Consider the following 24868-nt stretch of genomic DNA (forward strand, 5'->3'; position numbering starts at 1 on the left):
TCAAAGTCTTTAATAGATATAAGGTATGTTGAACTCAATGCAAGTTCCTATACCACTTTTGCTGTATATATTTAGTTTATATTCATTTCCAAAGTATAGTCTAAGCCTTTCACTTACATTATTTAAACTAATACCATTAAAACCACTATGGGGAGCTTTAGATTTTCCCATTCCCACTCCATCATCTATTATTCTTATATTTATGAAATCCTTTTCTGGAAGTATATCTATTCTAATAGTACCGCAGAAACCTTTAGGTACGATTCCATGATAAAGGGAGTTTTCTACAAGAGGTTGAAGTATAAGTTTTGGTATTAAGCATGTCTCCACTTCCTTTGGTATGTTATATACTAATTTAATTATATCGCCGTATCTGTATTTTTGTATGTTTAAATAATTTTCTACACATATAAGCTCTTCTTTTATGGTTATAAGCTTTTTATTTGTGGATATACTTTGTCTTAATAGCATATTGAAAGATTGAATCATTTCTCGTATTTCAACTTGATTATTTTTCATAGCTAAATAATTTATTGTATTTAATGTATTATGTATGAAATGAGGATTTATTTGAGACTGCAGCAAATCTAATTGAGTTTTCATGGATTCTACTGCCAGTTTTTTATTTTCTTCTTCTTCTTTATAAATCTGCTCAATTAAGTTTTTTATATTATTCACCATTTTATTAAAGCTGTTAACGAGGTATTTAAGCTCGTCCTCAGTTTTGGATTCAAGCTTATCCGGCCAGTGGCCTTCTTCAAACATATTCATGGCCTCAGTTATATCATAAATAGGATCTGTTATCTTTCTTGAAGTAATATAGCTCATAAAAATTACTACTATAATACTGAAAATACCAATAGAATAAACTAAATTAGTAATAATATTTAAATTTTTAGTTAAGGATTCTAAAGATATTAATCCTATGACTCTCCAATCAGGATAAGTCTCTATTATACTGTTGAATTCAATATAAGTTTTATTGTTTATTTTTATATTATTGCTGTTAACCTTTTCAAACATACTCTTATCATAAGCCAATTCTCCTATCTTATATATAAGGTTCCCATTTCTATCTACTATGAAAGCACTATCAAAAACACCGGTACAATAGGCGTCAATATTGGCAAATAAACTTTTCTTTTTAACATTTAACATAAGATAACCTATAGGGGCGTAAGTTTTTTTATCTAAGTACCTAGAAAAATAGGTTATAGTTGTTTTTTTATCATAGTCAGGATCAGTATAATTTAAAGGAAAAGTATTAGGTAGAGAAAATTTATTTGAATAACCACTTTCAATAAAGTTGTCCAATTCCTTATTACTGTAAATTATATTGTTGTATGGGGACATTGAATAAAGAGGGTCTATTATTTTTTTATCAAGTGTTAATGGGATAACTGAAATAATATAATTACTCCATTTACAATACTGAGACAAAGAATTTAAAAACTCAGTCTTATCTACTGTATTGTCAGGTTTACTATTAATTTTAGACATATAATCATAAATATTTTTATCATTTTGAATCATGTAAGAGTCATGTCTTATTAAATCTAAATTCTCATTAAGCATTTTAGATATTACAGTCATCTTTTCCATTGCAACGTTATTGTATTGTTTAATTATTTCACGTGAATATATGGAGCTTATAGATGTAGTTATAGCTAAAGTTAATGCAAGTATAATAACTGAAAAGTATATAGTAATTCTGTTTCGAATTTTTTTAATTTTTATTATCTTCATCCTATCACCCCAGTAAATTATAACATCAAAATTATCCTTATAGAAGTTTTACAATTAAGTTTATTAGTGGAAGTTAATATTTAATAAAAAAAGGTTAATATTTGAAACTCTATTAAGATAACGATTACATTATAATGAAATTAAAGATTGCAGAAAATTTAGTTATCTTACTAAATAGAGGTGAAAAACATGGACAATGTGTTAGAGTTCAGAAATATAACTAAATATTTTCCTGGTGTTAAAGCTTTGGATAATGTGAGTTTTAAGGTTAAAAGTGGAGAAGTGTTAGCTTTTTTAGGAGAAAATGGAGCTGGAAAATCAACTCTTTTAAAAACCTTAAATGGTGATTATCAACCAACTAGTGGTGAATATCTACTTAATGGAGAAGTAAAACATTTTAACAATCCAAAGGAGGCTATAGACGAAGGTATAAGTGTAATATATCAGGAAAGACAAATTCTTATGGAACTAAGTGTTGCAGAAAATATTTTTATAGGAAGGCTGCCAGTAGGGAAAAATGGGTTAATTGATAATAAGGAATTATACTCTAGAGCACAGGAAATAATCGATGAATTCGGATTACCAATAGACCCTACTAGTAAAGTTAAAGATATCAGCATTGCTCATCAACAAATGGTGGAAATAATGAAAGCATACAGCAGGGAGCTAAAAGTAATTGCTTTTGATGAACCTACTGCAAGTTTATGTGATAGTGAAATAGAAATTCTCTTTAAAACAATAGAAAAGCTTAAAAAAGAAAATAAGATCATTATATATGTATCACACAGAATGAAAGAGTTAGACCAATTAGCTGATAAAATAGCAATTTTTAAAGATGGTAAGTTTGTGGCTATGGTAAATAAGGGTGAGGTATCACAAAAAGAACTAATAAAGATGATGGTTGGAAGAGATTTAGGAGATATATTTAATAATTTAGATAGGAAAAAGAATATTGGAGAGACTTTACTTCAGGTTAGAAATCTAACTTCAAATTATGTGAAAGACATTTCCTTTGAACTCAAAAGGGGAGAAATTTTAGGATTTTCAGGTTTAGTTGGATCAGGAAGAACTGAAATCATGAGAGCTATAATAGGAGCAGATACATTAAAGTCAGGAGAAATCCTCCTGGAGAATAATTCTGTTATATGTAAGTCTCCTAAGGAGGCCATGAGAGAAGGAATAGTGTTAGTTCCGGAAGATAGAAAAACCCAGGGAATATTACCTAACATGAGCGTAGGTGAAAATATCAGTATATCAATATTAGATAAGATAATAAATAAATTAGGATTTATAAATAAAAAGAGTGAGGATACTATTGCAGAGGATGGCATAAAAAAGTTTAATGTTAAAACACCAACGGCTGAGAAAAAGATAGTTGAGTTAAGTGGAGGTAATCAGCAGAAGACAATTGTGGCAAGGTGGCTTGCAACTAATCCTAAAATTCTCATTTTGGACGAACCTACGAAGGGGATAGATATTGGAGCTAAGTCTGAATTTTATAAGCTGATAAATGATTTTGCAAGAGAGGGAATGGGCGTTATACTGATATCCTCTGAATTGCCTGAAGTTATAGGGTTAAGTGACAGAATTATTGTCATGAAATCTGGGAAAATAACTGGGGAAGTTGATAGAAAGGATGCAACAGAAGATAAATTACTTGAGTATGCAATGTTAGAGGAAGGTGGAAAGTAATATGAGTAAAAGTAATAAAAAGTTTATGAGCAGGATACCGCACGATAAGATAGGTCTTATGATGGCATTAGTAGTAATAGTTTTAGTTTTCTCCTTTTTTAATAAGAATTATTTCAGCAGCGCAAATATGATGAATATATTAATAGCTGCATCCCTAACAGGGCTTGTAGCAATAGGTGAAACCTACCTGATTATTGCTGGAATGGTTGACTTATCAGCAGGGTCAGTAGCAGCTTTTGCCAGTGTTTTATCTGCAGTTTTACTCTCTAAAGGATTTAATCTTTTTATAACTATAGTAGTGGTAATCATTGCAGGAGCTATTATAGGTTATATTAATGCTTTAGGTGTAAATAAGGTAAAACTAGAGCCCTTTATAGCAACCTTAGCAACCATGTCTATAATAAGAGGTTTTGCTTATATAATTTGCGATGGTAAGCCTGTTTATATATCTAATCAAAGTGTAATTGATTTTGGTAAAAACAGATTGTTAGGGATTCCGATACCTGTAATTATACTAATACTAGCCTTTATTGTATTCGGAATTGTACTTGCAAAAACAAGATTTGGAAGAAGCGTTTATGTTGTAGGTGGAAATAAAGAAGCAGCAAGACTTGCTGGTTTGAATCCTCAAAAGATTACAACTACCTTATTCATGATTACAGGAGCTCTATCAACTTTAGGTGGATTTATACTAGCAGCCCGTATGAGTTCAGGACAACCGGCTGCTGCTAACGGACTTGAATTTGATGCAATTACTGCCGCTGTTTTAGGTGGAACTGCATTTAGTGGTGGTGTTGGTACCATACTCGGTACAGTACTAGGTGTTCTAATACTTCAAGGTTTTAACACAGGTTTAATTATGCTCAACGTTCCAGTATTCTGGCAGTTTGTTGCAAGAGGTCTACTTTTAGTTATAGCTTTAGCCTTTGACTATATAAGAAAGAGAAATAGAGAGAAGAAATTATTAGCTCAAAGTATGGCAGCAACTACAGAAAATAGCGCCGCAATGTAGAAAGTAAAAAGTAGGTTTTAAATTAGTTAATAATTTTTAAAAATAAAAGGGAGGATTTTATTATGAAAAAAAAGGTTTTGGGTATGTTAATAAGTACTCTACTGGTAGGTTCCATGTTTGTAGGCTGTGGATCAAGTCAATCTACTAGTAATTCTTCAGGTGAGAGCTCTGGAGGAAAGAAAAAAGTAGTAATAGCAGGTATTTACAAAGCTGGTGACCAAGTATGGTTCATAGACGAAGGTAAAGCAGCTGAAAAAATGGCTAAATCAATGGGAGCAAGTGAATTCCAGTTTATTGACGCAAAAATGAATCCAGATACTTATTTACAGGCAATTGACAATGTCATTGCTCAAAAAGTAGATGGTGTTATAACTTGTATACCTGATCAAAAGTTGTCAAAGGTTACTGTAGATAAATTAAAAGCCGCAAACATACCAGTTATTGCAGCTGATGACGCTCTTCAAGATGAGAGTGGTAAAAAGTTAGCACCATGGGTTGGTATAAATGCATATAAAATCGGTCAAACAAACGGAGAATGGATGGCTAATTATGCTAAACAAAACGGATTAGATAAAGATAGTAAAGCAGGAGTTCTATTATTGACAATGGATACTGTATCAAGTTGTGTACCAAGAACTAAGGGTGAACTTGATAAATTTAAAGAGATACTTCCAAGCTATCCAGATTCAAAGATTTTTAAAGCCGACTATGATGGACAAACAGATAAGGGCTTCAGTGCAGCAGCAGCCATCTTTACTGCACATCCAGATGTTAAGAAATGGATGATAATGACTGCTAATGAAGAAGGAGCAGTTGGTGCTACAAGAGCCTTAGAACAAGCTGGTTTAGACAAAGAGTCTTGTGTAATAGGTCTAGGTGCTTATTTAGCAAAGGATGAATTTAAGAAAAGTTATTCAGCTATGAAAGCAGCTACTTACTTCTCATCTGACGATGTAGGTGGAAATTCTGCGAAACTTATGATGGATAAAATATTAAATGGTAAGGACATTCCAATGGAAACAGCTGTTGATGCTAAGGTAGTAACAAAAGAAAATTACAAAGAAGTAATGGGAAATGCAGCTAACTAAAATTAAGAAGAATATTATTTTACATTCTAAATTGAACCCTTGATTTGCAAAATCAAGGGTTCTTTTAGATTAAAAGATAGAGATATTGAATGCTAAAAAGATTAGGGCTAATGATGTTATAATGGATATAGGAAATTTGTATGATGAGGTTTTAGGACTAGTATAATGATATTAAGCTAATTATTTATTTTGCATAGCATATAAATTAACTTTTCTGTATAAGGTTCTAAGACCAATGCCCAGTTCTTTTGCTGCTAAGGTTTTACCACTAGCATCCCATCCATATTTATCTAAAGTATTTTTTATAATTTGAAACTCAACATTTTTTATTTTAGGCTTTATATTTAAATTGTTAGTATTAGAATTCATAGTAATTTTTTCTGTAAGGCTGCTTGGGGTAATAATATTATTTGTCTCAACATTTACTGCATACTCGATAGCATTTTCAAGTTCTCTGACATTGCCTGGCCAATCGTAAGCTTTAAGAAAGTCAAGAGTTTTGGAGGAGAAACCTTCAATGTTCTTATCTAGTTTTTTATTATATTTCTCTAGAAAATGGATTGACAATAGCTCAATATCATTTTTCCTATAACGAAGGGGACATATATTAAAAGGAATTACATTTATCCTGTAATATAAATCAGCTCTAAATTCTTTTTTACTAATCATATTCTCAATATTTTGATTAGTAGCGGCTATTACTCTAGCATCTATATTGATTGGACGTATTCCGCCTACACGGTAAATTGTATGCTCCTGAAGTACTCTTAATAATTTTGCCTGTGTATATAAAGGCATTTCACCTATTTCGTCTAGGAAGATTGTACCTCCCTGTGCCAATTCAAATCGACCAGGTTTCCCACCTTTTCTTGCCCCTGTAAAAGCTCCTTCATCATAGCCAAATAGCTCGCTTTCAAATAAGTTTTCAGGGATGCTTGCACAATTAATCGATATAAAAGGAGAATTTGCTCGTTTGCTTGTGTAATGAATTGCTTTTGCAAATAGTTCTTTTCCTGTACCTGTTTCTCCTGTTATTAGAACGGTAGATGAACTATTTGCTATCTTACTAATTCTTTCTTTAAGCTTTTGTATATCACTACTTATTCCTTTTATTTTATTCAAGTGATCATTAGATTCTGTATCACTAGGTATATCTGCTGTGGAATTTAATAATGAGTTTGTATAATCAAATTCCGTGTATTGATAATCATTTATAAAAAGGCTTTCTATCAAATCAGAGATCTCATTTATGATATCAATATAAATATTGATATTATCAGTTAATTTCATTCGACCTTCTTTGGTGAAGGAAGTTAAGCAAAGGACTCCTATAGGGTTATCTTTATATTTTATTGTATTTAAAATTTCAATTGTAGATGGGCATTTATTGTCAAATCTACAACCATTACATTCGAGCATGTGCCCCGGTTTGTTAACTAAAGTACGTCCATTTGAAAGCACTTTTTTGATAGATGGACTATGTACTTCTAGGCCTTTATATTTTAAATAATTTTTTGTAGATATTATTAGATTAAAGTCATCATCAATAATTGCTGATTCAACATTAAGCGAAGTAGAAAGAATGTTAAGTAATTTTTCTATAGTCGGTTTAGCCTTTTTAAAGAAATCCATAAAACCCCCTCCTAAAAGCAAAATTTTGGCAATCTCTATGACAAAAATGGCGAGAGTATCCTAAAAAGAAAATCAATTGAATAGTAAATTAGTAAAAAAAAATAGAATTTATTTGGTATGAATTTTGCTACATATGTCATATATATAAATCAAACATATATGGGACATGTTATATATTATAACAAAAAATGGAACTTGGATAAAGGTCTATATTTACTAAGAACTCAAAGTTAGGTAAACCAACGTTTGCGTAATTGCGCAAGCGATTAAAATAATTAATAAAGATAAGGGGGAAAAAAATGAGCAATATTGAGGGACCTAGTAATAAGCTTCATGGTAGTCTGCAGATAAGAAATACTGAGAAAAGAGATGGGGGACTTCGTCGTAGTCTACAAGCAAGGCATCTTAACATGATAGCAATTGGAGGTGCAATTGGAACAGGGCTTTTTCTTGCTTGTGGTAATGCTGTAAGCTCAGCTGGGCCAGGTGGTGCACTGCTTGCATTTGCTGTTATGGGTATGCTTGTGTATTTTATGATGCAATCTCTTGGAGAAATGGCAACACTTATTCCAAGTTCAGGTTCTTTTGAAACTTATGCTACAAAATTTATAGATCCAGCCCTTGGTTTTGCCCTTGGTTGGAACTATTGGATTAGCTGGTCTACAACAGTAGCAGCAGAGCTGGCAGCCAGTGCACTTATTATGAAATTTTGGTTTCCAAACATTCCAGGTTTGTATTGGAGTATTCTGTTTTTAGCAATTTTATTTACACTTAATGTTCTTTCAGCAAGGTCCTTCGGTGAGGCAGAATACTGGTTTGCAGGAATAAAGGTTGCAACGGTAATTATATTCCTTGTAGTAGGCGTACTTATGATAGTAGGTATTCTAGGAGGTACATCTCCTGGATTCTCAAATTGGGTGGTTTCAGATGGCAAAGGCAATACCGGTCCTTTTATAGGTGGTGCAGCAGCTATATGTATAGCATTTTTTACAGCGGGATTTTCTTTCCAGGGAACTGAACTTGTTGGTATTGCTACAGGAGAGTCTGAAAATCCAGAAGTAAATGTTCCGAAGGCTATAAAAAATGTATTTTGGCGAATATTATTATTCTATATAGGCGCTATTATAGTTATAGGTTTTTTAATCCCATGGACAGAGCCTAACTTATTAAAGAGCGGTGCCATTCAAGACGTTGCAATTTCACCTTTCACACTGGTATTTCAAAAGACAGGAATAGCCTTTGCTGCATCGCTTATGAATGCAGTAATTCTTACTTCTGTTTTATCAGCAGGTAACTCAGGACTGTATGCTTCAACTAGAATTCTATATTCTATGGCTAAAAATGGTAAAGCTCCTAAGATGTTTGCAAAAGTAAGTCCTAAAGGAGTTCCTGTATATGCACTAATGTTCACAACACTTGTAGGTACACTTTGCTTTCTTTCATCCTTTGTAGGTGATGGAACTATATATACATTCCTAGTTTCAGTAACTGGTGTAGCTGGTTTTATAACCTGGATTGGAATTTCAGCCTGTCATTATAGATTTAGAAAGGCATATATCGCACAAGGTTGCAAGCTTGAGGATCTTAAGTTTAAGGCTAAGTGGTATCCGTTTGGACCGATAGTAGCAGGAGTACTCACAGTATTAGTAATTTGCGGTATGAATTTAAGTGCTTTTACAGGTGATAAGATAGACTGGGTAAGTGTTATATTTAACTATGTAGGTGTACCAATATTTATTTTAGCTTGGATAGGATATAAGATTGTCAAGAAAACAAAGGTAGTGCCTTTAATGGAAGTAGATTTCTCAATGGACGAGATAAATAAGGAATCTAAATAAATAGAATGTTTTAACTGACTTGTATGTAAATGAGTGTTCATTGAACACCTGTACATACAAGTCAGTTTTTATTTTAGATTTGCTTATAGTTGTCACTTGTATTGCCAAATATGGCAAAAAAGTAAAATGTAAAATGAATTAATATTGATAATAGCTAATAAAACCTCTGGAAATGTTTGGCACAAATTTTGCTTTAGAGTTATGTAGGATTAGTTTATAAAATAAATCTTCTTTATGGTGAATATAAAATAAAGATGAGAATTTTATATTCATAAGAATATTAGCATCACAATAAAAATAATGGGGGGTTTTACTATGTTTAGAGACAAAGATGTACTTTCATTAGAAGGAAAAGTTGCAGTGGTAACAGGAGGAGCATCAGGAATTGGCCGTGCAACTTGTGAACTTTTAGCTGAATACGGAGCAAAGGTTGCTATCCTTGATATTAACGAAGAACTTGGAAAAAAAGCAGAGGAAGAAATAATTAAAAATGGAGGGCAAGCTTTTTTCATAAAAAATAATGTTGTATCAAGAGAAGATTGTGAAAGAGCTGTAAATATTATTAAGGATAAGTATGGAAGAATTGATATTCTATTTAATAATGCAGGAGTAACAAAAAGAAAGACTGTAGTTGATCTTGAAGAGTCAGAGTGGGACTTTGTAGTTGACGTTACTTTAAAGGGTGCCTATTTAATGTCCAAATATGTAATTCCAGTAATGGCTGAGGGCGGCGGTGGAAGCATTATAAATACTGGCTCAGGCTGGGGACTAAAAGGTGGAGATGATGCTGCCGCTTATTGTGCTGCAAAGGGTGGAATTGTTAATTTAACTAGGGCAATGGCAATAGACCATGGAAAGCAAAATATAAGAGTAAATAGCATTAATCCTGGCGATACTAATACACCATTATTAAGGGATGAGGGACGTCAGCTTGGAATTGATGATGAAGAATTCTTGAAATTATCAGCAGCAGGAAGACCACTTGAAAGGCTTGGAACTCCAAGAGATATTGCTAATGCAGTATTGTTTTTTGCAAGTGATCTCTCTACATGGATTACAGGAGCTGCTCTTGTAGTTGATGGTGGTGGTCTAGCATAGGTAATGAAGTGAAAGTTGAATCAGATGGAAGTATTAGAACTGGTAGTCATCTGATAAAAATAAAATTTAGTTAGGGGGTAAAAAATATGTCTATTAAAGGATATAAAAATCATCCTTATATACCTAATTCAAGTATAGAAGTACAAAAAGAAATGTTAAGAGAAATTGGTCTTGAAAATCTTGAAGACCTTCACGATGAAATACCAGAGGAATTGAAATTAAAAGGTAATATGGAACTGCTTGAATGTTATCATTCAGAATATGAGTTAAAAAGACATGTTGAGGGTATAATCGGAAAAAATAAAACCTGCAGTGAAAACTTGAATTTTTTAGGTGCTGGATGCTGGCAGCATTATGTTCCATCTGTGTGCGATGAAATTAATTCAAGATCTGAGTTTTTAACTGCATATGGTGGTGAACCCTACGAAGATCATGGTAGATTCCAAACACTTTTTGAATATCAAAGTCTTGTAGCTGAGCTTGTTGATATGGATGTTGTAAATGTTCCTACTTTTGATTGGGCACAAGCAGCTGCAACCTCTATTAGAATGGCATCCAGAATAACAGGAAGAAATGAAGTTTTAATTGCAGGAACAATTGATGCGGATAAATTACTTATTATAAAAAATTATTGTGCACCACAAATTAAATGCATACTTGTGGATTTTCATTCTAAAACAGGACAGATGAATTTAACTGACCTTGAAAATAAGTTATCACAAGATACTGCTGCTGTTTATTTTGAAAATCCATCTTTCCTAGGATTTATAGAAGATGCAGGAGCAGAAATATCAAGAAAAGCACATGAAGCTGGAGCAATTAGTATTGTTGGTGTTGATCCAAGTTCCCTTGGAATTCTTATGCCACCTAGCAAATATGGTGCGGATATAGTGTGTGGAGACTTGCAGCCACTTGGAATTCATATGAATTATGGTGGTGGCCAATCAGGATTTATTGCAACTAGAGATGAGGAAAAATATGTAATGGAGTTTCCTTCCCGTTTATTTGGTATGGCTCCAACAATAGTCCCAGGAGAATATAGTTTTGGTGATGTTGCCTATGAAAGAACTTCCTTTGCATTAAGAGAAGGTGGAAAGGAATATGTAGGTACACAAACAGCCATTTGGGGCATAACTGCAGGTGTTTATCTATCCTTAATGGGACCTAAGGGAATGGAAGAATTAGGCCAGACAATAATGCAGAAATCCCAATATGCAATAAAGGAATTAAATAATATTAAGAATGTAACAGGGTCATTATTTACTTCAGTATCTTTTAAAGAATTTGTTGTTGATTTTAATAAAACTGGAAAAACAGTTAAAGAAATAAATAATAAGCTTCTCAATAAAGGAATATTTGGAGGCTTGGATCTTTCAAAGAAGTTCCCAGCCTTAGGTCAAGCTGCTTTGTATTGTGTAACTGAAATTCATTCAAAGAGAGATATAGACAGACTTGTAGGTGCTATAAAGGAAATTGTTGAAGAATAGTAGTTATATTTTTAGGAAGGGAGTATTGTAATGAAAAGAATTGATAGAAGCAATACACTAAGAAAGTTTCATCAGGCAAAATGGGATGAGCCAATAATATTTGAGCTTAGCAAGAGTGGCGAAAGAGGAGTACTTATACCAAAAGCAGAGAAAGAAATAGTGTCTGCAATTGGAGATGGTTTATCAAAAATTCCTGAAAACATGAAAAGAGAAAGTTTAGTAAACTTACCTGAAATTTCACAGGTAAGAGTTTTAAGACATTATCTTAGATTATCACAGGAAACCCTCGGTGCAGATCTTAATGTGGAAATAGGCCAGGGAACTTGTACTATGAAGTACAGTCCTAAAGTAAATGAGCAATTAGCTAGAATGCCAAAGGTTACAGAACTTCATCCATTACAGGAGGAGAGCACTGTTCAGGGAATCCTTGAAATAATGTATAAACTAGATCATATAATGAGAGAAATTTCTGGTATGGATAGATTTTCATTTCAACCAGGTGGTGGAAGCCAAGCAATTATGACTATGGCATCAGTTATGAAGGCTAAGCATGCCTTTGCTGGTGAAGATAATAAAAGAGATGAGGTTATAACAACAATCTATTCACATCCATCAGATGCTGCAGCAGCAGCTTTAAAAGGCTATAAAATAATAACAATCTACCCTGATGAGGAAGGATATCCAGATATAGAAGCACTTAAGCATGCAATTTCAGAAAGAACAGCAGGGCTTATAGTTGCAAATCCTGAAGATACAGGAGTATATAATCATAGAATAAAAGAATTTACAAGGCTTGTACATGAAGCCGGTGGAGTATGTTGCTATGATCAAGCTAATGCTAATGGATTATTAGGTGTAACAAGAGCAAAAGAAGCAGGTTTTGACATGTGTTTCTTTAATTTACACAAGACTTTTTCAAGTCCACATGGCTGTGGAGGTCCAGCTTGTGGAGCAGTTGGAGTGACAAAGGAATTTGAGCAGTTCTTACCTGTTCCATTAGTTGATTTAAAAGATGACAGTTATTTCTTAAACTATGACCTACCAAACAGCATAGGTAAGGTAAGGGCATTTTATGGAGTGCCGCAGGTAGCTTTAAGGACATATTCATGGATTATGAGTCTTGGTGCTGAAGGACTATATGAGGTTGCAAAGATTGCGGTGCTTAATAACAACTATTTATTTAAAAAGGTTCTTCAAATCAAAGGGGCAAGTGCTCCATTTATTGAAGGAAAACAAAGAATTGAACAGGTTAGATACAGTTGGCAAAAACTCACAGAGGATACTGGTATCACAACAGAAAATGTTCAAAATAGAATGTTTGATTTTGGGCTGCACTATTGGACTAGTCACCATCCATACATTGTGCCACAACCATTTACTCTTGAGCCTACAGAATCATATTCAAAAGAAGATCTTGATGAATATATTAATGTATTAGCTGAGATTTCAAGAGAAGCCTATGAGGAGCCAGAAATCCTTAAAAATGCTCCACACAATAGTGTTGTCCATAAAATAGATGATTCAGAATTTGAGGATCCTGAAAAATGGGTGCCAACCTGGAGAATGTATTTGAAAAAGACAGAGAGCCCAAATCTTCGATTTGGTGCGAATCGCTTTCACAGAGTGCAAACAGAAAGTGATAGATAGTAAAGATGAGTGCTATAAAAAAAGTAGGATTAATTATAAATCCAATCGCAGGGATGGGAGGAAGAGTTGGCCTCAAAGGAACAGACGAGGCAGAAACTGTTGAAAAAGCTATAAAGCTTGGGGCTATTCCCGAGGCTCCAGAAAAAGCAATAAAGGCATTAAAGGAATTATTAATACTCAAGAATGAGATTGAAATTTTAACTCTTTCAGGTGAAATGGGTGGAGTTGAAGCAGAAGAGCTGGGCTTTAAAGTGAAACTAATAGGTAATATATCTTCTGATAAAACAACGCGACAGGATACTATTAGTGCCGCTAAAAAATTGCTTGAGGAGAATGTGGATTTGCTATTATTTGCAGGTGGTGATGGAACTGCAAGAGATATTTATAAGGCGGTAGGTACTAATCTTGTAGTTATAGGAATCCCCACTGGAGTTAAAATGCATTCTGCTGTATACGGAGCTACACCATCTAAGTCCGGAGAATTAGCACTGCAATATCTACAAAATAAAATTCGAAAAGTACAGGATGTAGAAGTTATGGATATTGATGAAGAAGCTTTTAGACAAGGCATAGTTACCGCAAAACTTTTTGGATATTTAAAAGTACCTTCAAGTAAAAAGTTTTTGCAAGGGCTGAAATGTGGAGCTATTTTAAATGAGGAAGTATCAAAGGAGGCCATTGCTGTAGATATAATAGATAATATGCAGGAGGATATTTATTATCTAATCGGCCCAGGTAGTACAACAGTTCCAATTATGAAAAAACTCAATCTTCCATATACATTGCTTGGGATAGATGTTATCTATAATAAAAAAGTTATTCAACTTGATGCAATGGAAGAGCAAATCTTAAACATAATCACTGATAAGCCTTTTAAAGTTATTGTTACTCCAATTGGTGGACAGGGATATATATTTGGAAGAGGTAATCAGCAAATTAGTCCTAGAGTAATAGAAAAAGCAGGTAAAGAAAATATAATTGTAGTAGCAGTAAAACAAAAGATATATTCACTTGAAGGTAAGGAATTTCTAGTGGATACTGGTGATTGCGAAACTGATAAGATGCTTCAAGGATATATAAATGTTGTAGTAGGGTATGGTGAAAGAATAATTTATAAAATTGGATAATGAAGGTTTAAATCGCAATAAAGTGAAATCTTTATTTGACTGAATATTTACTAGGAGTAGAAAATACCTCAATAAAAAGCAGGTATAAGAATTAAATGATTCTTATATCTGCTTTTTTAATATAAGAGTATTATGAAATAAGAAAGAAAGGAATTTTAAACATCATCAATAAGACTATCAAAGCCAGATCCCTTGCCCCAAACAGATATAACAGGAGCAACATTTACAAAGGCGTTTGCATCCCTGTGGGCTATAAATCTTTTGATTAACATAGATTCACGTGGAGAGCAAATTGTAACTAACTTAGTTCGGGTTAGATTCATATAGCCACCCTTAATTTGATAGGTACTAACACCTCTTTTTATTTCATGAAGTATATAATTTGTTATCTCCTCATGTTTTTCACTTATTATTTCTATTTGAACCTTTTTAGAGCCGAATCCAAAAAGGACTGTATCTATTGCTTTCATAAGTATTATCTGAGAAATAACTGCGTACAAGGCTATATTCATACCATAAATAATGGCTGAAGATATAATTATTGCACCATCAATACCAAGCAAAATCTCACTAATACCAATAAAAGGGAAAAGTTTATGGTGAAAGATTTTCGCTAAAGTGTCAGTTCCACCGAAAGAAAATCCTCTTTTTAATATAAGTCCACAACCTAGTCCACTTATTATTCCGTAGTAAACTGAGGCTAGCATTAAGTCATTGTGTATAAAAGAAATGTGCAACTTATCAAAGATAATTAGAATTATTGGGAAAAATAGAGATACAGTCATTATTTTAAATCCTTCTCTTTTTCCAAGGGTTAACCATGCGATAGTAAGCACCAATATTGATAGCGCATAGTAAATGTAGGTATACCTTATGTGTATTAACTTGTCCGTTATGATTGATATACCAGTAATTCCTCCAGTGATTAAACCAGCTGGTTTTAAAATTGAAGTAGTTGAAAATGCGCATAATATGCATCCAGTTATTAAAAATACTAAGTCCAGCGCAAGTTTTTTGTAATCAATTTTTTGCATCTTACCACCCTCTATAATGATTTCATACTGAACTAGTATATCACAGGATGTTTTAAGATAAAATATGTAGAATATTAAATTTATGTTAAACGTCTTTTAACTAAGCAAAAGCTCATATGTTATTGAACAAAAGACGGGCAAAGCTAGATGAAAATAAGGTTTTAGAACTAATAAACAAATAGGAGACGAAAAGGTTCAGTAAAATGTGGTGAAGCTCATCACATTTTTGGCGAATTTGCTTCTAAGATTATATACAGTTTAAAATACATATGTATAATTTAAAAAATCAATTAATAGACATATATAAATAAATGTATTATATTCTAGGGGGAATTCGTATGAAAGTAAGAGATATCTTAGAAAGAAAAGCTAAGGATACCCTAGTTAAAGCTGGGTCAGAATTACTGAGAAAGAATCCCGAAGAAAATGCTGATAAATTATTTGAATTAATTAAAAAGACAGTTTACAAAGATAAGGAAAACTTAGAATGGGTGAAATTTGTAGAAGATAAGTACCATAATAATCTTCCTACTAATCAGTTTGTTACGGATATTTTAAAAAATGCAGATAAAAAATGTATACAAAAGCTGTTTACAAATTTTTTTGCTAATGCTGTATGGTATGGCATACCTAAAAGGGGTAGGTATTTTGAAGAAACAGGAATAAAGACACCATTTACACTTTTGATAAGTCCTTCTATGAGGTGTAATTTAAGATGTACAGGTTGTTATGCTGCTAGTTATAGTAAAGAAGATGATATACCATATGAAGAACTAGATAGAATTATTAAAGAAGCAAAAGAACTTGGAATATATTATTTTACAATTTTAGGAGGGGAGCCTTTTTTCACTGAATATATGTTAGATATATATGAAAAGCATAATGAGTGTATGTTTATAGCCTTTACAAATGGCACCTTATTTGATGAAGCTTTAGCAGATAAAGTTAAAGCCTTAGGTAATGTAATACCTATGTTTTCTCTTGAAGGTTTTGAGGAGGATACTGATAAGAGAAGGGGAAAAGGTGTATTTAAAAAGGTTATGCATGCTATGGATCTTTTAAGAGAAAGAGGAGTTCTTTTTGGAGTATCCTCAGCTACAAGCAGAGAAAATGTTGATATTGTAGCATCAAATGAGTTCATAGATATGCTTATAGAAAAAGGAGCAAAAATGGGCTGGTATTTTATGTATATGCCTGTAGGAAAAGATCCAGATGTAAATTTAATGCTTACAGCTGAACAAAGATTGAAATTAGGGGAAAGAGTTAGACAAATGAGAAATGATAAACCTTATTTCATGATAGATTTCTTTAATGATGCACCATATGTAGGAGGATGTATAGCAGGCAAATTTTATTGTCACATTAACTCTCATGAAGATGTAGAGCCATGCATTTTTGCGCATTTTGCAGTAGATAACCTAAAAGATAAGAAGCTTATAGATGTGTTCAAATCGGATTTCTTTAAAGAGTTGAGAAGCAGACAGCCCTATAATGAAAATTTATTGATGCCATGCATGATGATAGATAATACTAATGTAGTTAGAGAAGTAGTAGAAAAAACGGGAGCAAAACCTACAGATGAAGGTGCAAGAATGATGATAGAGGATAAGGATTTTCAAAGAAAACTAGATGAAATAGCGGAAGATTTTAAGCCTTTAGCAGAAAAAGCATGGAAAGAACAATTTGATTGTAAAGGAAATTATAAGATGTCAAAAGGATAAAAATAAAGGGGTCAATCCACTTAGAGAAAAGTAACAATTTGTTCTATATAAACATAAGATAAATTAGTTGTTAGATTTTTATAATCAGTTCTAATAACTATAAATAAGTAAGAGTAAGATAAGGAGTGATTGACTTTGTATTATCATCCATTTTCACCTTGGAGTCAATGGCAATACCGTTGTCCTTATTCCTATTCAGGTCCAACAACACGTTATAGCTATGAAGATTGTGTGCAGGATTGCGAAGCTGAGGGATGGGCTTCTTATGAATGTAAGCCGATGTGCCAGCCGTATAAAAGACCAAGACCTTACTATTGGGACTATCCTTACTCAAGTCCAACAGCAGTAGCACCTGTTATTAGAGCCGGTTTTAAAGGAGTTCCACGTCCTCATCCTGATTGGCAAGTTTTGTCTATTGTGGGGTCAGGGTTTATGCCGTCTGAATCCATAACAATTGAAATTCGAACATTTATTAGGGGAGAGGCTACGACTTATTTAGATACATTTGATCGTCAAGCCGATGCCAACGGAGTTTTACTAGAACCTGAACATGGAGTGCTCTGCAGACGAGGAGTACGAAATCAATCTATTGAAATCATAGCTTATGGAGCTATAAGTGGCCAATCAAATAAAGTTGTTCTTTATTGCTAACTACTTAAATATTCTAATATTAAGTAGAGATAGCATTAGGATTATGCGCTTTTACAAGTAAAAAAATTTATCTTTCTTACTACTTACATGCACAAATAGAAAAACATAAAACAGTTCTCAAACTGCTAATTATCAAGATTCAAAGGCTCTCAACCAATTTGGCTGAGAGTATTTTTTATGCCTTTACTAAAGTACTAGGTTCTTACCGAATTTAAAATGAATAAAACGGTGTACTTGCATATAAACAAAAGGCATGAGAAAAGCCGTTTATCCGATGTCTACCGCCACTAACACCCCAATGCACTCTGTGAAAGCGATTCGCACCAAATCAGAGATTTGGGCTCTCTGCTTTTCTTAAAGTTGGGGATAAGTGGCGCTACGACCCTGGATAACGGCTTCTAAGCTTCAGATGGAGTTTGTCTACGACCACTGGGCAATTCTGCCCGTTAAATGCCATTTAGGCATTTAACCTCCACCTGAAGCCAAGAATCCTGTTTATAGTAATTAACTAAACTACTGGCAAACATATTTTGTCAGCAGTTTGAATTAACAGGATAAAAATTTTTAAATTTTGTATGTTATAATGTATAATATATGTTATAATATACTTATGATAAAAAATGACAAAATTAAGAAAGGCTGATCTAAATTGAAGGATCCAACATATAATATAGGTTCTGTTTTGAAAAGAGTGCGATTTGAAAGAGAATTGACTTTAGAAGAAACATCTAATATAACTGGAGTAAGTAAAGCAATGCTAGGTCAAATCGAAAGAGGGGAATCAAATCCTACAATATCGGTATTATGGAAGATTTCTACCGGTTTGCGTATTTCATTTTCTGAGTTATTAGGAAGTGAAGCTAATAATTACGAAGCGGTATCAATAGATGACATAGAACCGGTATATGAGTCAGATGGGAAAATGTTATTGTATGATGTATTTCCTTTTAACCCAATGTCAGGATTTGAATATTTTTATATTAAACTGCTTCCAGGAGCTGAGCATGTTTCTACACCACATCAAAGTTCAGTAGAAGAGTATATTGTGGTAACAAAAGGTACCTTAAAGCTTACTTTAGAAGACCAAACTTTTGAACTTGCTGCTCCATCAGCATTAAGATTCAAACCAAATAAGAGTCATACTTATAGTAATCCGTATGATACTGAAGTTATATTTCAAAATGTAATTAAATATTAAAATTAATCCAGAGTATTATAGAGTTACCAGGTCGAAAATTGACTTATATTAAAGAAAGCACTAAGTTTTTTATACTTGGTGCTTTTTACGTTATTACATAAATATAATATTAATAATTAAAACTTGTCACGCATATTTAAGTAGTATCAGATCTTTTAATGAAATTATCAGCTTAAAATATGAGTTATCATCAATTTCTGAAAGGAATTAAAAGATATAATGGGGATTTTAAAAGATGTCTTTAGTAGAATGGCTAATAAGTTGACAATATTAAACCTATGTAAGAGTAAGAATCCTAATAAAAAATATCCTATAGCAGATGGGTCATTTATTCAAGATGATATGGTGGAAAAGTGGAATGATTCAAAATGGCAAAGTGAATTTAATTATTTAAAAGAAGTTAATATGCATTACGTTATTATGGGCACTTCTATTACTGAAGGTGATTTAACCAAAACTATCTACCCAACTAAAATTCCTTGTGGACAAATGGAGTATCCAGGTGTAGATATTGTTGACATGTGTCTTAGAAATGCGGAGAAAACAGGCATGAAGATTTTTTTAGGCATTAATTTTAATAGTGATTGGTGGGAAAAAGGACCTAGAGATCCTGTATGGCTTTATGCTCAAATGGAAAGAGGGAATGTGATAGCCGATGAATTATATACTAAATATTATTCCAAATATCCTAATGCTTTTCATGGATGGTATTGGATGTATGAGGTAGATAATTTAAATTTTAAAACAAAGGATGATTTTTCTGTACTAGCTAAAGCAATTGATATTAATTTAAAACATTTAAAAGAAAAAAATCATAGATTACCGTTGATGTTATCGCCTTTTATGAATTCTATTTATGGAAGTGCTGAAGAATATGCAAAAAACTGGGACTATTTATTTCAGCATACAGATTTAGGAAAAGAGGATATATTTTGTCCACAAGATTCCGTTGGCGGCGGGGGATTAAAAATAGATGAAGTAGATCACTGGTTTAAAGAATTAAGAAAGGCTGTAGATACTAAAAAAGGGTTATTATTTTGGGCTAATACAGAAACCTATAATCATTTAAATTGGTCTAGTGCTCCTCTCAATCGATTTATAAGACAGATGGAAATTGAAAAACCATATGTAGATAACATTATAACTTTTGCATATTGTCATTACTATAGTCCTAATAATATTAATAAAGGTTTCCATGAAACTTATTTAAAATATGTTAAAAGTGGTCGGTTAGAAAATTGTAAACCAACACCCCCAAAGAAAGTTAAAGTTAGAGAGTTAGGGGAAAATAAATTTTTAATTTCTTGGTACCCTGCCCGTGATAACATTGGGATATATGGTTATGAAGTTTATAGAGATAAAAAATTAATTTTTACTACTAATGTAGACAGAATATTCAAAGGAAAAAAAGGAAAAAAAGAAGGACTCGTAACGAGTTATATAGATAAGGTACCCTTGAAAGATAAGTTTAAAGAGCTTAGTTATGAAGTAAGAGCAATAGATTTTGCAGGAAATATATCAAAGCCTAAAAAAGCAAAAGTATCCTCTTTGCAAATTCAGTAGACTAGGCTTCCCAAGTTAAAATCAGAGAGTTCCATAGAATGAATAAGGATGAGATTCTCTTAAAGCTATCTTATATTTTAAAAAAATATGCTATAACGCACATTGTATGTTATAATATAAATATACTGAAATATAATTAAATATTAAAATTTAAATTCAGAGTGTCATATAGAGAACCAGGGGGAAAGTTGGTCTATTATTAAAGAACAGGTTAACTTATGGTTTAGCTTTCTATAAGAATGCATTCTGGATTAATTTTAAAAAGTTTATGCGTTATAACGTATAAAATATATCATAACATAAATATGTAAAAATGAAAGGAGATAATTATGGTTACAGAAAGAATTGAATCCGCAAGACAAAATTATATCAATGCAAAGCCAGCAATTTCTTATGAAAGGGCAAGAATTTGGACAGAGTCCCACAAGAAAACAGAAGGGAAATCAGTTGCTATTAGAAGAGCTAAGGCCTTTAAGGACACTTGTGAGCAAATTCAGGTTACAATTTTTGAAGGAGAGCTGATTGTCGGTGCTACTGGCGAGTTTAGAAAATGTGGTATTTTAACTCCTGAATTCTCATGGACATGGGTAGACAGAGAAATGGATAACTTTGATAAAAGAGTTCAAGATCCATATGTTATGACAGATGAACAAAGAGCATTTGTTAGGGAAAATATATTTCCTTATTGGAATGGAAAGTCTTTAGAGGAAGCATTTTTAGCTCAATTACCTAAAGAGACTGCAAAAGTTGCTGTTGATACTGGTATAGTTGATAATGATTCAAAATGGAGGCAAGCTGTTGGTGAAATAACACCGGACTATCAAGATGTACTATTTAAAAAAGGTTTTGGTGGAATTATTAAAGAGGCAAAAGAGCATATATCAAAGCTTTCTCTTACTTCAGCGGAAGATATGAGAAAGAAAGACTTTTATAATTCAATTATAATTACTTCGGAGGGAATTATTACTCTGGCAAATAGATATGCTTCAAAAGCTAGAGAAATGGCGGAAATAGAGAGTGATGATATAAGAAAGGGGGAACTCTTAAAAACCGCTGAAATATGCAGTAAGATACCTGAAAATCCTCCTGCAACTTTTTATGAAGCTATTCAATTCCTTTGGTTTACACAAATTGGTGGAATAATATCTGAAAATCCGCTGGCACTTAATATTGGAAGGTTTGATCAATTTATGTATCCGTACTATAAATCTGATATAGATAAAGGAATTATGACAAAGGACCAAATTCAAGAGCTTATTGAGGCACTTTGGATAAAGCTGTCTGAGTGGGTTTGGACAATTTCTGCAAATACTGCTGAGTTCTTTGCCGGTTACAATCAATTCCAAAATCTCACAGTTGGAGGAAAGACAAGAGAAGGAAAGGATGCTACAAATGATCTTTCATACATGTGTTTGAAAGCTACTGAAAGAGTAAAAACCCATCAACCAGGACTAAGCGTTAGAGTTCATCAAGATTGTCCAAGCAGCTTTTTAGAGGAAGTTACTCATTTGGTAAGTAAAGGCACTGGATTTCCAGCAATTCATAATGATAATGCAGGCTATCAAATGCTTATAAATGCAGGTTATGAACCAGAGGATGCTAGGGATTGGAATAATTGTGGTTGTGTAGTGCCACATTTCCGTAAAACTGGTGAATGGACTTCAGCAGTAAACATTAATTTTACTGCAGCTTTAGAATTTGCACTAAATAAAGGTAAAAGCAGAATTACTGATGAAAAAATAGGTTTAGACGAAAAGGACCCAGTAAACTTTACATCTTATGAAGAAGTTGAAGAAGCCTTCTATAAGCAGTTTGATAATTTAATTGAACACTCAATTATAGCCACTTTAGTAGCACAAAAACTCCATAAGGAGATGGTTCCAAGACCATTTTTATCTTCATGCATAGAAGAGTGTATGATAAAAGGAAAAGATTTAGTTGATGCTGGTGCTAAGTATAATCTAGGTCCTGTGCTTACTGGAATTGGTCTTGCTGTTACATCTAATTCACTAGCTGTAATAAAGAAGCTTGTTTTTGAAGATAAGGTTACAACAATGGAAACCTTGGTGAAGGCACTTGATGCAAATTGGGAGGGTTATGAAGAACTAAGAAGATTGGCTCTCTCTGTACCGAAGTATGGAAATGATATTGATTATGTAGATGATATTGCTATTAAAATGGCAAATCATTATTACAAAGAAGGGCATAAGTATAAAGATATTAATGGTAACAACTTTAACACCGCCTTTATGGGAATTTCTAACTATCTGCCAACGGGAAAAGTTGTCGGAGCAACTCCTTGTGGTAGAAAATCCAAGGAACCATTATCAGAAGGGGTGTCACCTTTCGCAGGATCTGATACTTCTACACCACTTGCAGCTATGCGTTCAGCGGCAAAGCTTAATCAGGATGTACATTCTGGCGGAACATTATTAAATCTAAGATTAAATGAAGATTTAGTAAATACAAAAAGAGGACAGAGTAACTTAGGTTCCATGATTCAATCCTTCTTTTCCTTAGGAGCCTTCCATGTTCAATTTAATACAATATCTACTGAAACACTACGTAAGGCACAAGAAAATCCTGAAGATTACAAGGATTTGTTAGTTAGAGTTGCAGGGTATAGTACACAGTTTGTTAATCTATCTAGGTCAATGCAGGATGCAATAATTGCAAGAACAGCTCATGAAAATTATTAAAACTAGAGTAAAGACATGGTTTATAGATATTCAACATGAGTGACTGACTTATCCACCGAGATATGTTTCCAAGCTTCAGTCCGTTAAAAACTTTTTTTGAGCAGGGGGGATTAATATGGACAGTGTAAGTGGATATTTTATGGAACCACAAAATTTTTCTGTAAATGATGGAGAGGGAATAAGAACAATAATTTTCTTTGCTGGCTGTCATCTTAGATGTCAATGGTGTTCTAATCCAGAAAGCTATACAAATTGTAACAAGGTTGCACACTATGAAAAGACATGCATAAAATGCGGAAGGTGTGTAAAAGTATGTCCGCATGGAGTGGGAATAAACTTAAACAATAACCTTGAACAGAAAAAATGCAAAGCCTGTGGTATTTGCGTAAAGGAATGTCCGACAAATAGCAGAAAAAATTTAGTTTATCATTATAATAGTGAACAAATACTAAAAATAATTGAAAAGCAAAAAATATTTTATAGACATTCAGGCGGAGGTGTTACTTTTTCTGGAGGTGAAGCAACTCTACAGGCAGATATGCTGAGAGAACTTGTGTACAAACTTTATGATCAAGCGGTAGATTTAGCCATTGAGACATCTGGTTACTTTAACTTTGATGAGGTTGAAGACATATTGAAAAAAATGAATTTAATATTTGTAGATATAAAGCATATGGATGACAATAAACACAGGTTTTATACAGGAGTTAGCAACGAGAAGATATTAAGAAATATATGTAGACTTAATGAATTAAAAGTACCTGTGGTAGTTCGAATACCAGTAACCGATGGGGTGAATTCAGATATAGATAATATTAGAAAAACCGCTAAATTTGTTAAAGATAATATATATGATCCTAAATTAGAGCTGCTGCCATATCATTCATTTGGTGATAGTAAATATAAGGCTTTGGGGTTAGAAAAACCGCTAAGACAGTTTAAAACTCCATCACAGGAAGATATAAGGAAACTATGTAAAGTAGTTGAGAGTGAAGGGGTTAAGGTAGTTAGCTACAAGTAAATATATAGATGTCTATAATAGAAAAGTCAAAAGTATACAAGCTATGAAAAGAAGTTAGCCAATACCTGATAAATTTAGGTATTGGCTTTTAGTTTAAGGTTTTCTATAGAAACAGTCAGCTAAGGAAGCACTACAAAGGCTGAAGGAACCTTTTAATCACTGATTTATCCGACAGTATTCTCATAGTTCCTAATAGGGGTTTTGTTTTGAAGCTATTTCTAAAAGATGTATAAGTGTATATCCATATTCAGACTTCTCTTTTTCGCTCATATAGGACATTGCCATGGCATCACAGGCTATTTCACAGTCTTCACGCATTTTATAAAAGTCATACCATATAATAGGGTTAAACCAGTGCAGTATTTTTAAGATTACAACTACTCAGCTAATTAAGTTATCTTTTCTCTTGAAATGGCATAGCTCATGAAGAAATATATGTTTTAGTTCATCATCACTAATTTTATGGTATGTATCCTTTGGTATAAGCAGTACGGGTCTGAAGATCCCAAAAAGTGAAGGTGTAGAAACATTATTAGTGAAAAAAGCAGGTATATCTTTCTTTATATTTAAGGCAGCTTTGCACTCACTAAGCTTTTGGTCAACAATATCATTAT

General features: G+C 33.0%; 17 protein-coding genes and 1 pseudogene. 14 read left to right on the top strand and 4 right to left on the bottom strand.

Translation table 11 applies throughout. The features are described from left to right. Nucleotides 1-9 precede the first annotated feature (9 nt). Nucleotides 10-1746, bottom strand: coding sequence for a sensor histidine kinase (locus ACZ5N4_RS10985; protein ID WP_464209863.1), 1737 nt, complete (start codon nt 1744-1746; stop codon nt 10-12). 189 nt (nt 1747-1935) lie between these two features. Between ACZ5N4_RS10985 and ACZ5N4_RS10990 the strand changes: the two genes are divergently transcribed. The 3 genes from ACZ5N4_RS10990 to ACZ5N4_RS11000 all read left to right on the top strand — a co-directional run bounded on the left by ACZ5N4_RS10990 (nt 1936) and on the right by ACZ5N4_RS11000 (nt 5538). Then, the gene (locus ACZ5N4_RS10990) at nt 1936-3438 is read left to right on the top strand and encodes a sugar ABC transporter ATP-binding protein (protein ID WP_464209865.1); all 1503 of its coding nucleotides are present in this window, start codon (nt 1936-1938) and stop codon (nt 3436-3438) included. A gap of 1 nt (nt 3439) precedes the next feature. After that, a complete protein-coding gene (locus ACZ5N4_RS10995; protein WP_464209867.1) occupies nt 3440-4450 on the top strand; it encodes an ABC transporter permease in 1011 nt (336 codons plus the stop codon). A 62-nt stretch (nt 4451-4512) separates the two neighbouring features. Further along, the gene (locus tag ACZ5N4_RS11000) at nt 4513-5538 is read left to right on the top strand and encodes an arabinose ABC transporter substrate-binding protein (protein WP_464209869.1); all 1026 of its coding nucleotides are present in this window, start codon (nt 4513-4515) and stop codon (nt 5536-5538) included. A 180-nt stretch (nt 5539-5718) separates the two neighbouring features. Here ACZ5N4_RS11000 and ACZ5N4_RS11005 read toward each other — a convergent pair whose 3' ends face one another. Beyond that, nucleotides 5719-7170 carry a sigma-54 interaction domain-containing protein gene (locus tag ACZ5N4_RS11005; protein WP_464209871.1) on the bottom strand — a complete coding sequence of 484 codons (1452 nt, stop codon included), beginning with the start codon at nt 7168-7170 and terminating at the stop codon, nt 5719-5721. A gap of 299 nt (nt 7171-7469) precedes the next feature. Here ACZ5N4_RS11005 and ACZ5N4_RS11010 point away from each other — a divergent pair, with 299 nt between their 5' ends. From ACZ5N4_RS11010 to ACZ5N4_RS11030, 5 genes are all read left to right on the top strand, one after another. Further along, on the top strand, nt 7470-9008 hold the full coding sequence (locus ACZ5N4_RS11010) for an amino acid permease (RefSeq protein ID WP_464209872.1): 1539 nt from the start codon (nt 7470-7472) through the stop codon (nt 9006-9008). A 315-nt stretch (nt 9009-9323) separates the two neighbouring features. Then, nucleotides 9324-10106: an SDR family NAD(P)-dependent oxidoreductase gene (locus tag ACZ5N4_RS11015; RefSeq protein ID WP_464209874.1), complete on the top strand. Its 783-nt coding sequence runs from the start codon at nt 9324-9326 to the stop codon at nt 10104-10106. 86 nt (nt 10107-10192) lie between these two features. Then, complete coding sequence (gene gcvPA, locus ACZ5N4_RS11020; protein WP_464209876.1) at nt 10193-11593, top strand: aminomethyl-transferring glycine dehydrogenase subunit GcvPA; 1401 nt, start codon at nt 10193-10195, stop codon at nt 11591-11593. 30 nt (nt 11594-11623) lie between these two features. Next, the gene (gcvPB, locus tag ACZ5N4_RS11025) at nt 11624-13240 is read left to right on the top strand and encodes an aminomethyl-transferring glycine dehydrogenase subunit GcvPB (RefSeq protein WP_464209878.1); all 1617 of its coding nucleotides are present in this window, start codon (nt 11624-11626) and stop codon (nt 13238-13240) included. A 5-nt stretch (nt 13241-13245) separates the two neighbouring features. Then, nucleotides 13246-14367: an ATP-NAD kinase family protein gene (locus ACZ5N4_RS11030; protein ID WP_464209880.1), complete on the top strand. Its 1122-nt coding sequence runs from the start codon at nt 13246-13248 to the stop codon at nt 14365-14367. Nucleotides 14368-14522: 155 nt separating this feature from the next. Here the strand turns inward: ACZ5N4_RS11030 and ACZ5N4_RS11035 are convergent, their stop codons facing one another. Beyond that, entirely contained in the window at nt 14523-15401 is an 879-nt protein-coding gene (locus ACZ5N4_RS11035) for a YitT family protein (RefSeq protein ID WP_464209881.1), read from the bottom strand. Between the two features lie 338 nt (nt 15402-15739). Here ACZ5N4_RS11035 and ACZ5N4_RS11040 point away from each other — a divergent pair, with 338 nt between their 5' ends. From ACZ5N4_RS11040 to ACZ5N4_RS11065, 6 genes are all read left to right on the top strand, one after another. Next, nucleotides 15740-17122: a radical SAM protein gene (locus ACZ5N4_RS11040; protein WP_464209883.1), complete on the top strand. Its 1383-nt coding sequence runs from the start codon at nt 15740-15742 to the stop codon at nt 17120-17122. 231 nt (nt 17123-17353) lie between these two features. Next, complete coding sequence (locus ACZ5N4_RS11045) at nt 17354-17773, top strand: hypothetical protein (protein ID WP_464209884.1); 420 nt, start codon at nt 17354-17356, stop codon at nt 17771-17773. A 649-nt stretch (nt 17774-18422) separates the two neighbouring features. Continuing rightward, nucleotides 18423-18971: a helix-turn-helix domain-containing protein gene (locus ACZ5N4_RS11050; protein WP_464209885.1), complete on the top strand. Its 549-nt coding sequence runs from the start codon at nt 18423-18425 to the stop codon at nt 18969-18971. A gap of 249 nt (nt 18972-19220) precedes the next feature. Continuing rightward, nucleotides 19221-20534 carry a DUF4434 domain-containing protein gene (locus ACZ5N4_RS11055; protein WP_464209886.1) on the top strand — a complete coding sequence of 438 codons (1314 nt, stop codon included), beginning with the start codon at nt 19221-19223 and terminating at the stop codon, nt 20532-20534. Between the two features lie 329 nt (nt 20535-20863). After that, complete coding sequence (locus ACZ5N4_RS11060) at nt 20864-23233, top strand: glycyl radical protein (RefSeq protein WP_464209888.1); 2370 nt, start codon at nt 20864-20866, stop codon at nt 23231-23233. Between the two features lie 115 nt (nt 23234-23348). Continuing rightward, the gene (locus tag ACZ5N4_RS11065) at nt 23349-24254 is read left to right on the top strand and encodes a glycyl-radical enzyme activating protein (protein ID WP_464209890.1); all 906 of its coding nucleotides are present in this window, start codon (nt 23349-23351) and stop codon (nt 24252-24254) included. Between the two features lie 189 nt (nt 24255-24443). Here ACZ5N4_RS11065 and ACZ5N4_RS11070 read toward each other — a convergent pair. Continuing rightward, nucleotides 24444-24860, bottom strand: a pseudogene (locus ACZ5N4_RS11070) (M56 family metallopeptidase). Between the last annotated feature and the right edge of the window lie 8 nt (nt 24861-24868).

It is taken from the genome of Clostridium nitrophenolicum (assembly GCF_055391695.1).

Excerpts from the sequence above, each read along its gene's own strand:
- ACZ5N4_RS10985 (WP_464209863.1), bottom strand. The coding sequence starts at position 1,746 with ATGAAGATAATAAAAATTAAAAAAATTCGAAACAGAATTACTATATAC.
- ACZ5N4_RS10990 (WP_464209865.1), top strand. The coding sequence starts at position 1,936 with ATGGACAATGTGTTAGAGTTCAGAAATATAACTAAATATTTTCCTGGT.
- ACZ5N4_RS10995 (WP_464209867.1), top strand. The coding sequence starts at position 3,440 with ATGAGTAAAAGTAATAAAAAGTTTATGAGCAGGATACCGCACGATAAG.
- ACZ5N4_RS11000 (WP_464209869.1), top strand. The coding sequence starts at position 4,513 with ATGAAAAAAAAGGTTTTGGGTATGTTAATAAGTACTCTACTGGTAGGT.
- ACZ5N4_RS11005 (WP_464209871.1), bottom strand. The coding sequence starts at position 7,170 with ATGGATTTCTTTAAAAAGGCTAAACCGACTATAGAAAAATTACTTAAC.
- ACZ5N4_RS11010 (WP_464209872.1), top strand. The coding sequence starts at position 7,470 with ATGAGCAATATTGAGGGACCTAGTAATAAGCTTCATGGTAGTCTGCAG.
- ACZ5N4_RS11015 (WP_464209874.1), top strand. The coding sequence starts at position 9,324 with ATGTTTAGAGACAAAGATGTACTTTCATTAGAAGGAAAAGTTGCAGTG.
- gcvPA (WP_464209876.1), top strand. The coding sequence starts at position 10,193 with ATGTCTATTAAAGGATATAAAAATCATCCTTATATACCTAATTCAAGT.
- gcvPB (WP_464209878.1), top strand. The coding sequence starts at position 11,624 with ATGAAAAGAATTGATAGAAGCAATACACTAAGAAAGTTTCATCAGGCA.
- ACZ5N4_RS11030 (WP_464209880.1), top strand. The coding sequence starts at position 13,246 with ATGAGTGCTATAAAAAAAGTAGGATTAATTATAAATCCAATCGCAGGG.
- ACZ5N4_RS11035 (WP_464209881.1), bottom strand. The coding sequence starts at position 15,401 with ATGCAAAAAATTGATTACAAAAAACTTGCGCTGGACTTAGTATTTTTA.
- ACZ5N4_RS11040 (WP_464209883.1), top strand. The coding sequence starts at position 15,740 with ATGAAAGTAAGAGATATCTTAGAAAGAAAAGCTAAGGATACCCTAGTT.
- ACZ5N4_RS11055 (WP_464209886.1), top strand. The coding sequence starts at position 19,221 with ATGGCTAATAAGTTGACAATATTAAACCTATGTAAGAGTAAGAATCCT.
- ACZ5N4_RS11060 (WP_464209888.1), top strand. The coding sequence starts at position 20,864 with ATGGTTACAGAAAGAATTGAATCCGCAAGACAAAATTATATCAATGCA.
- ACZ5N4_RS11065 (WP_464209890.1), top strand. The coding sequence starts at position 23,349 with ATGGACAGTGTAAGTGGATATTTTATGGAACCACAAAATTTTTCTGTA.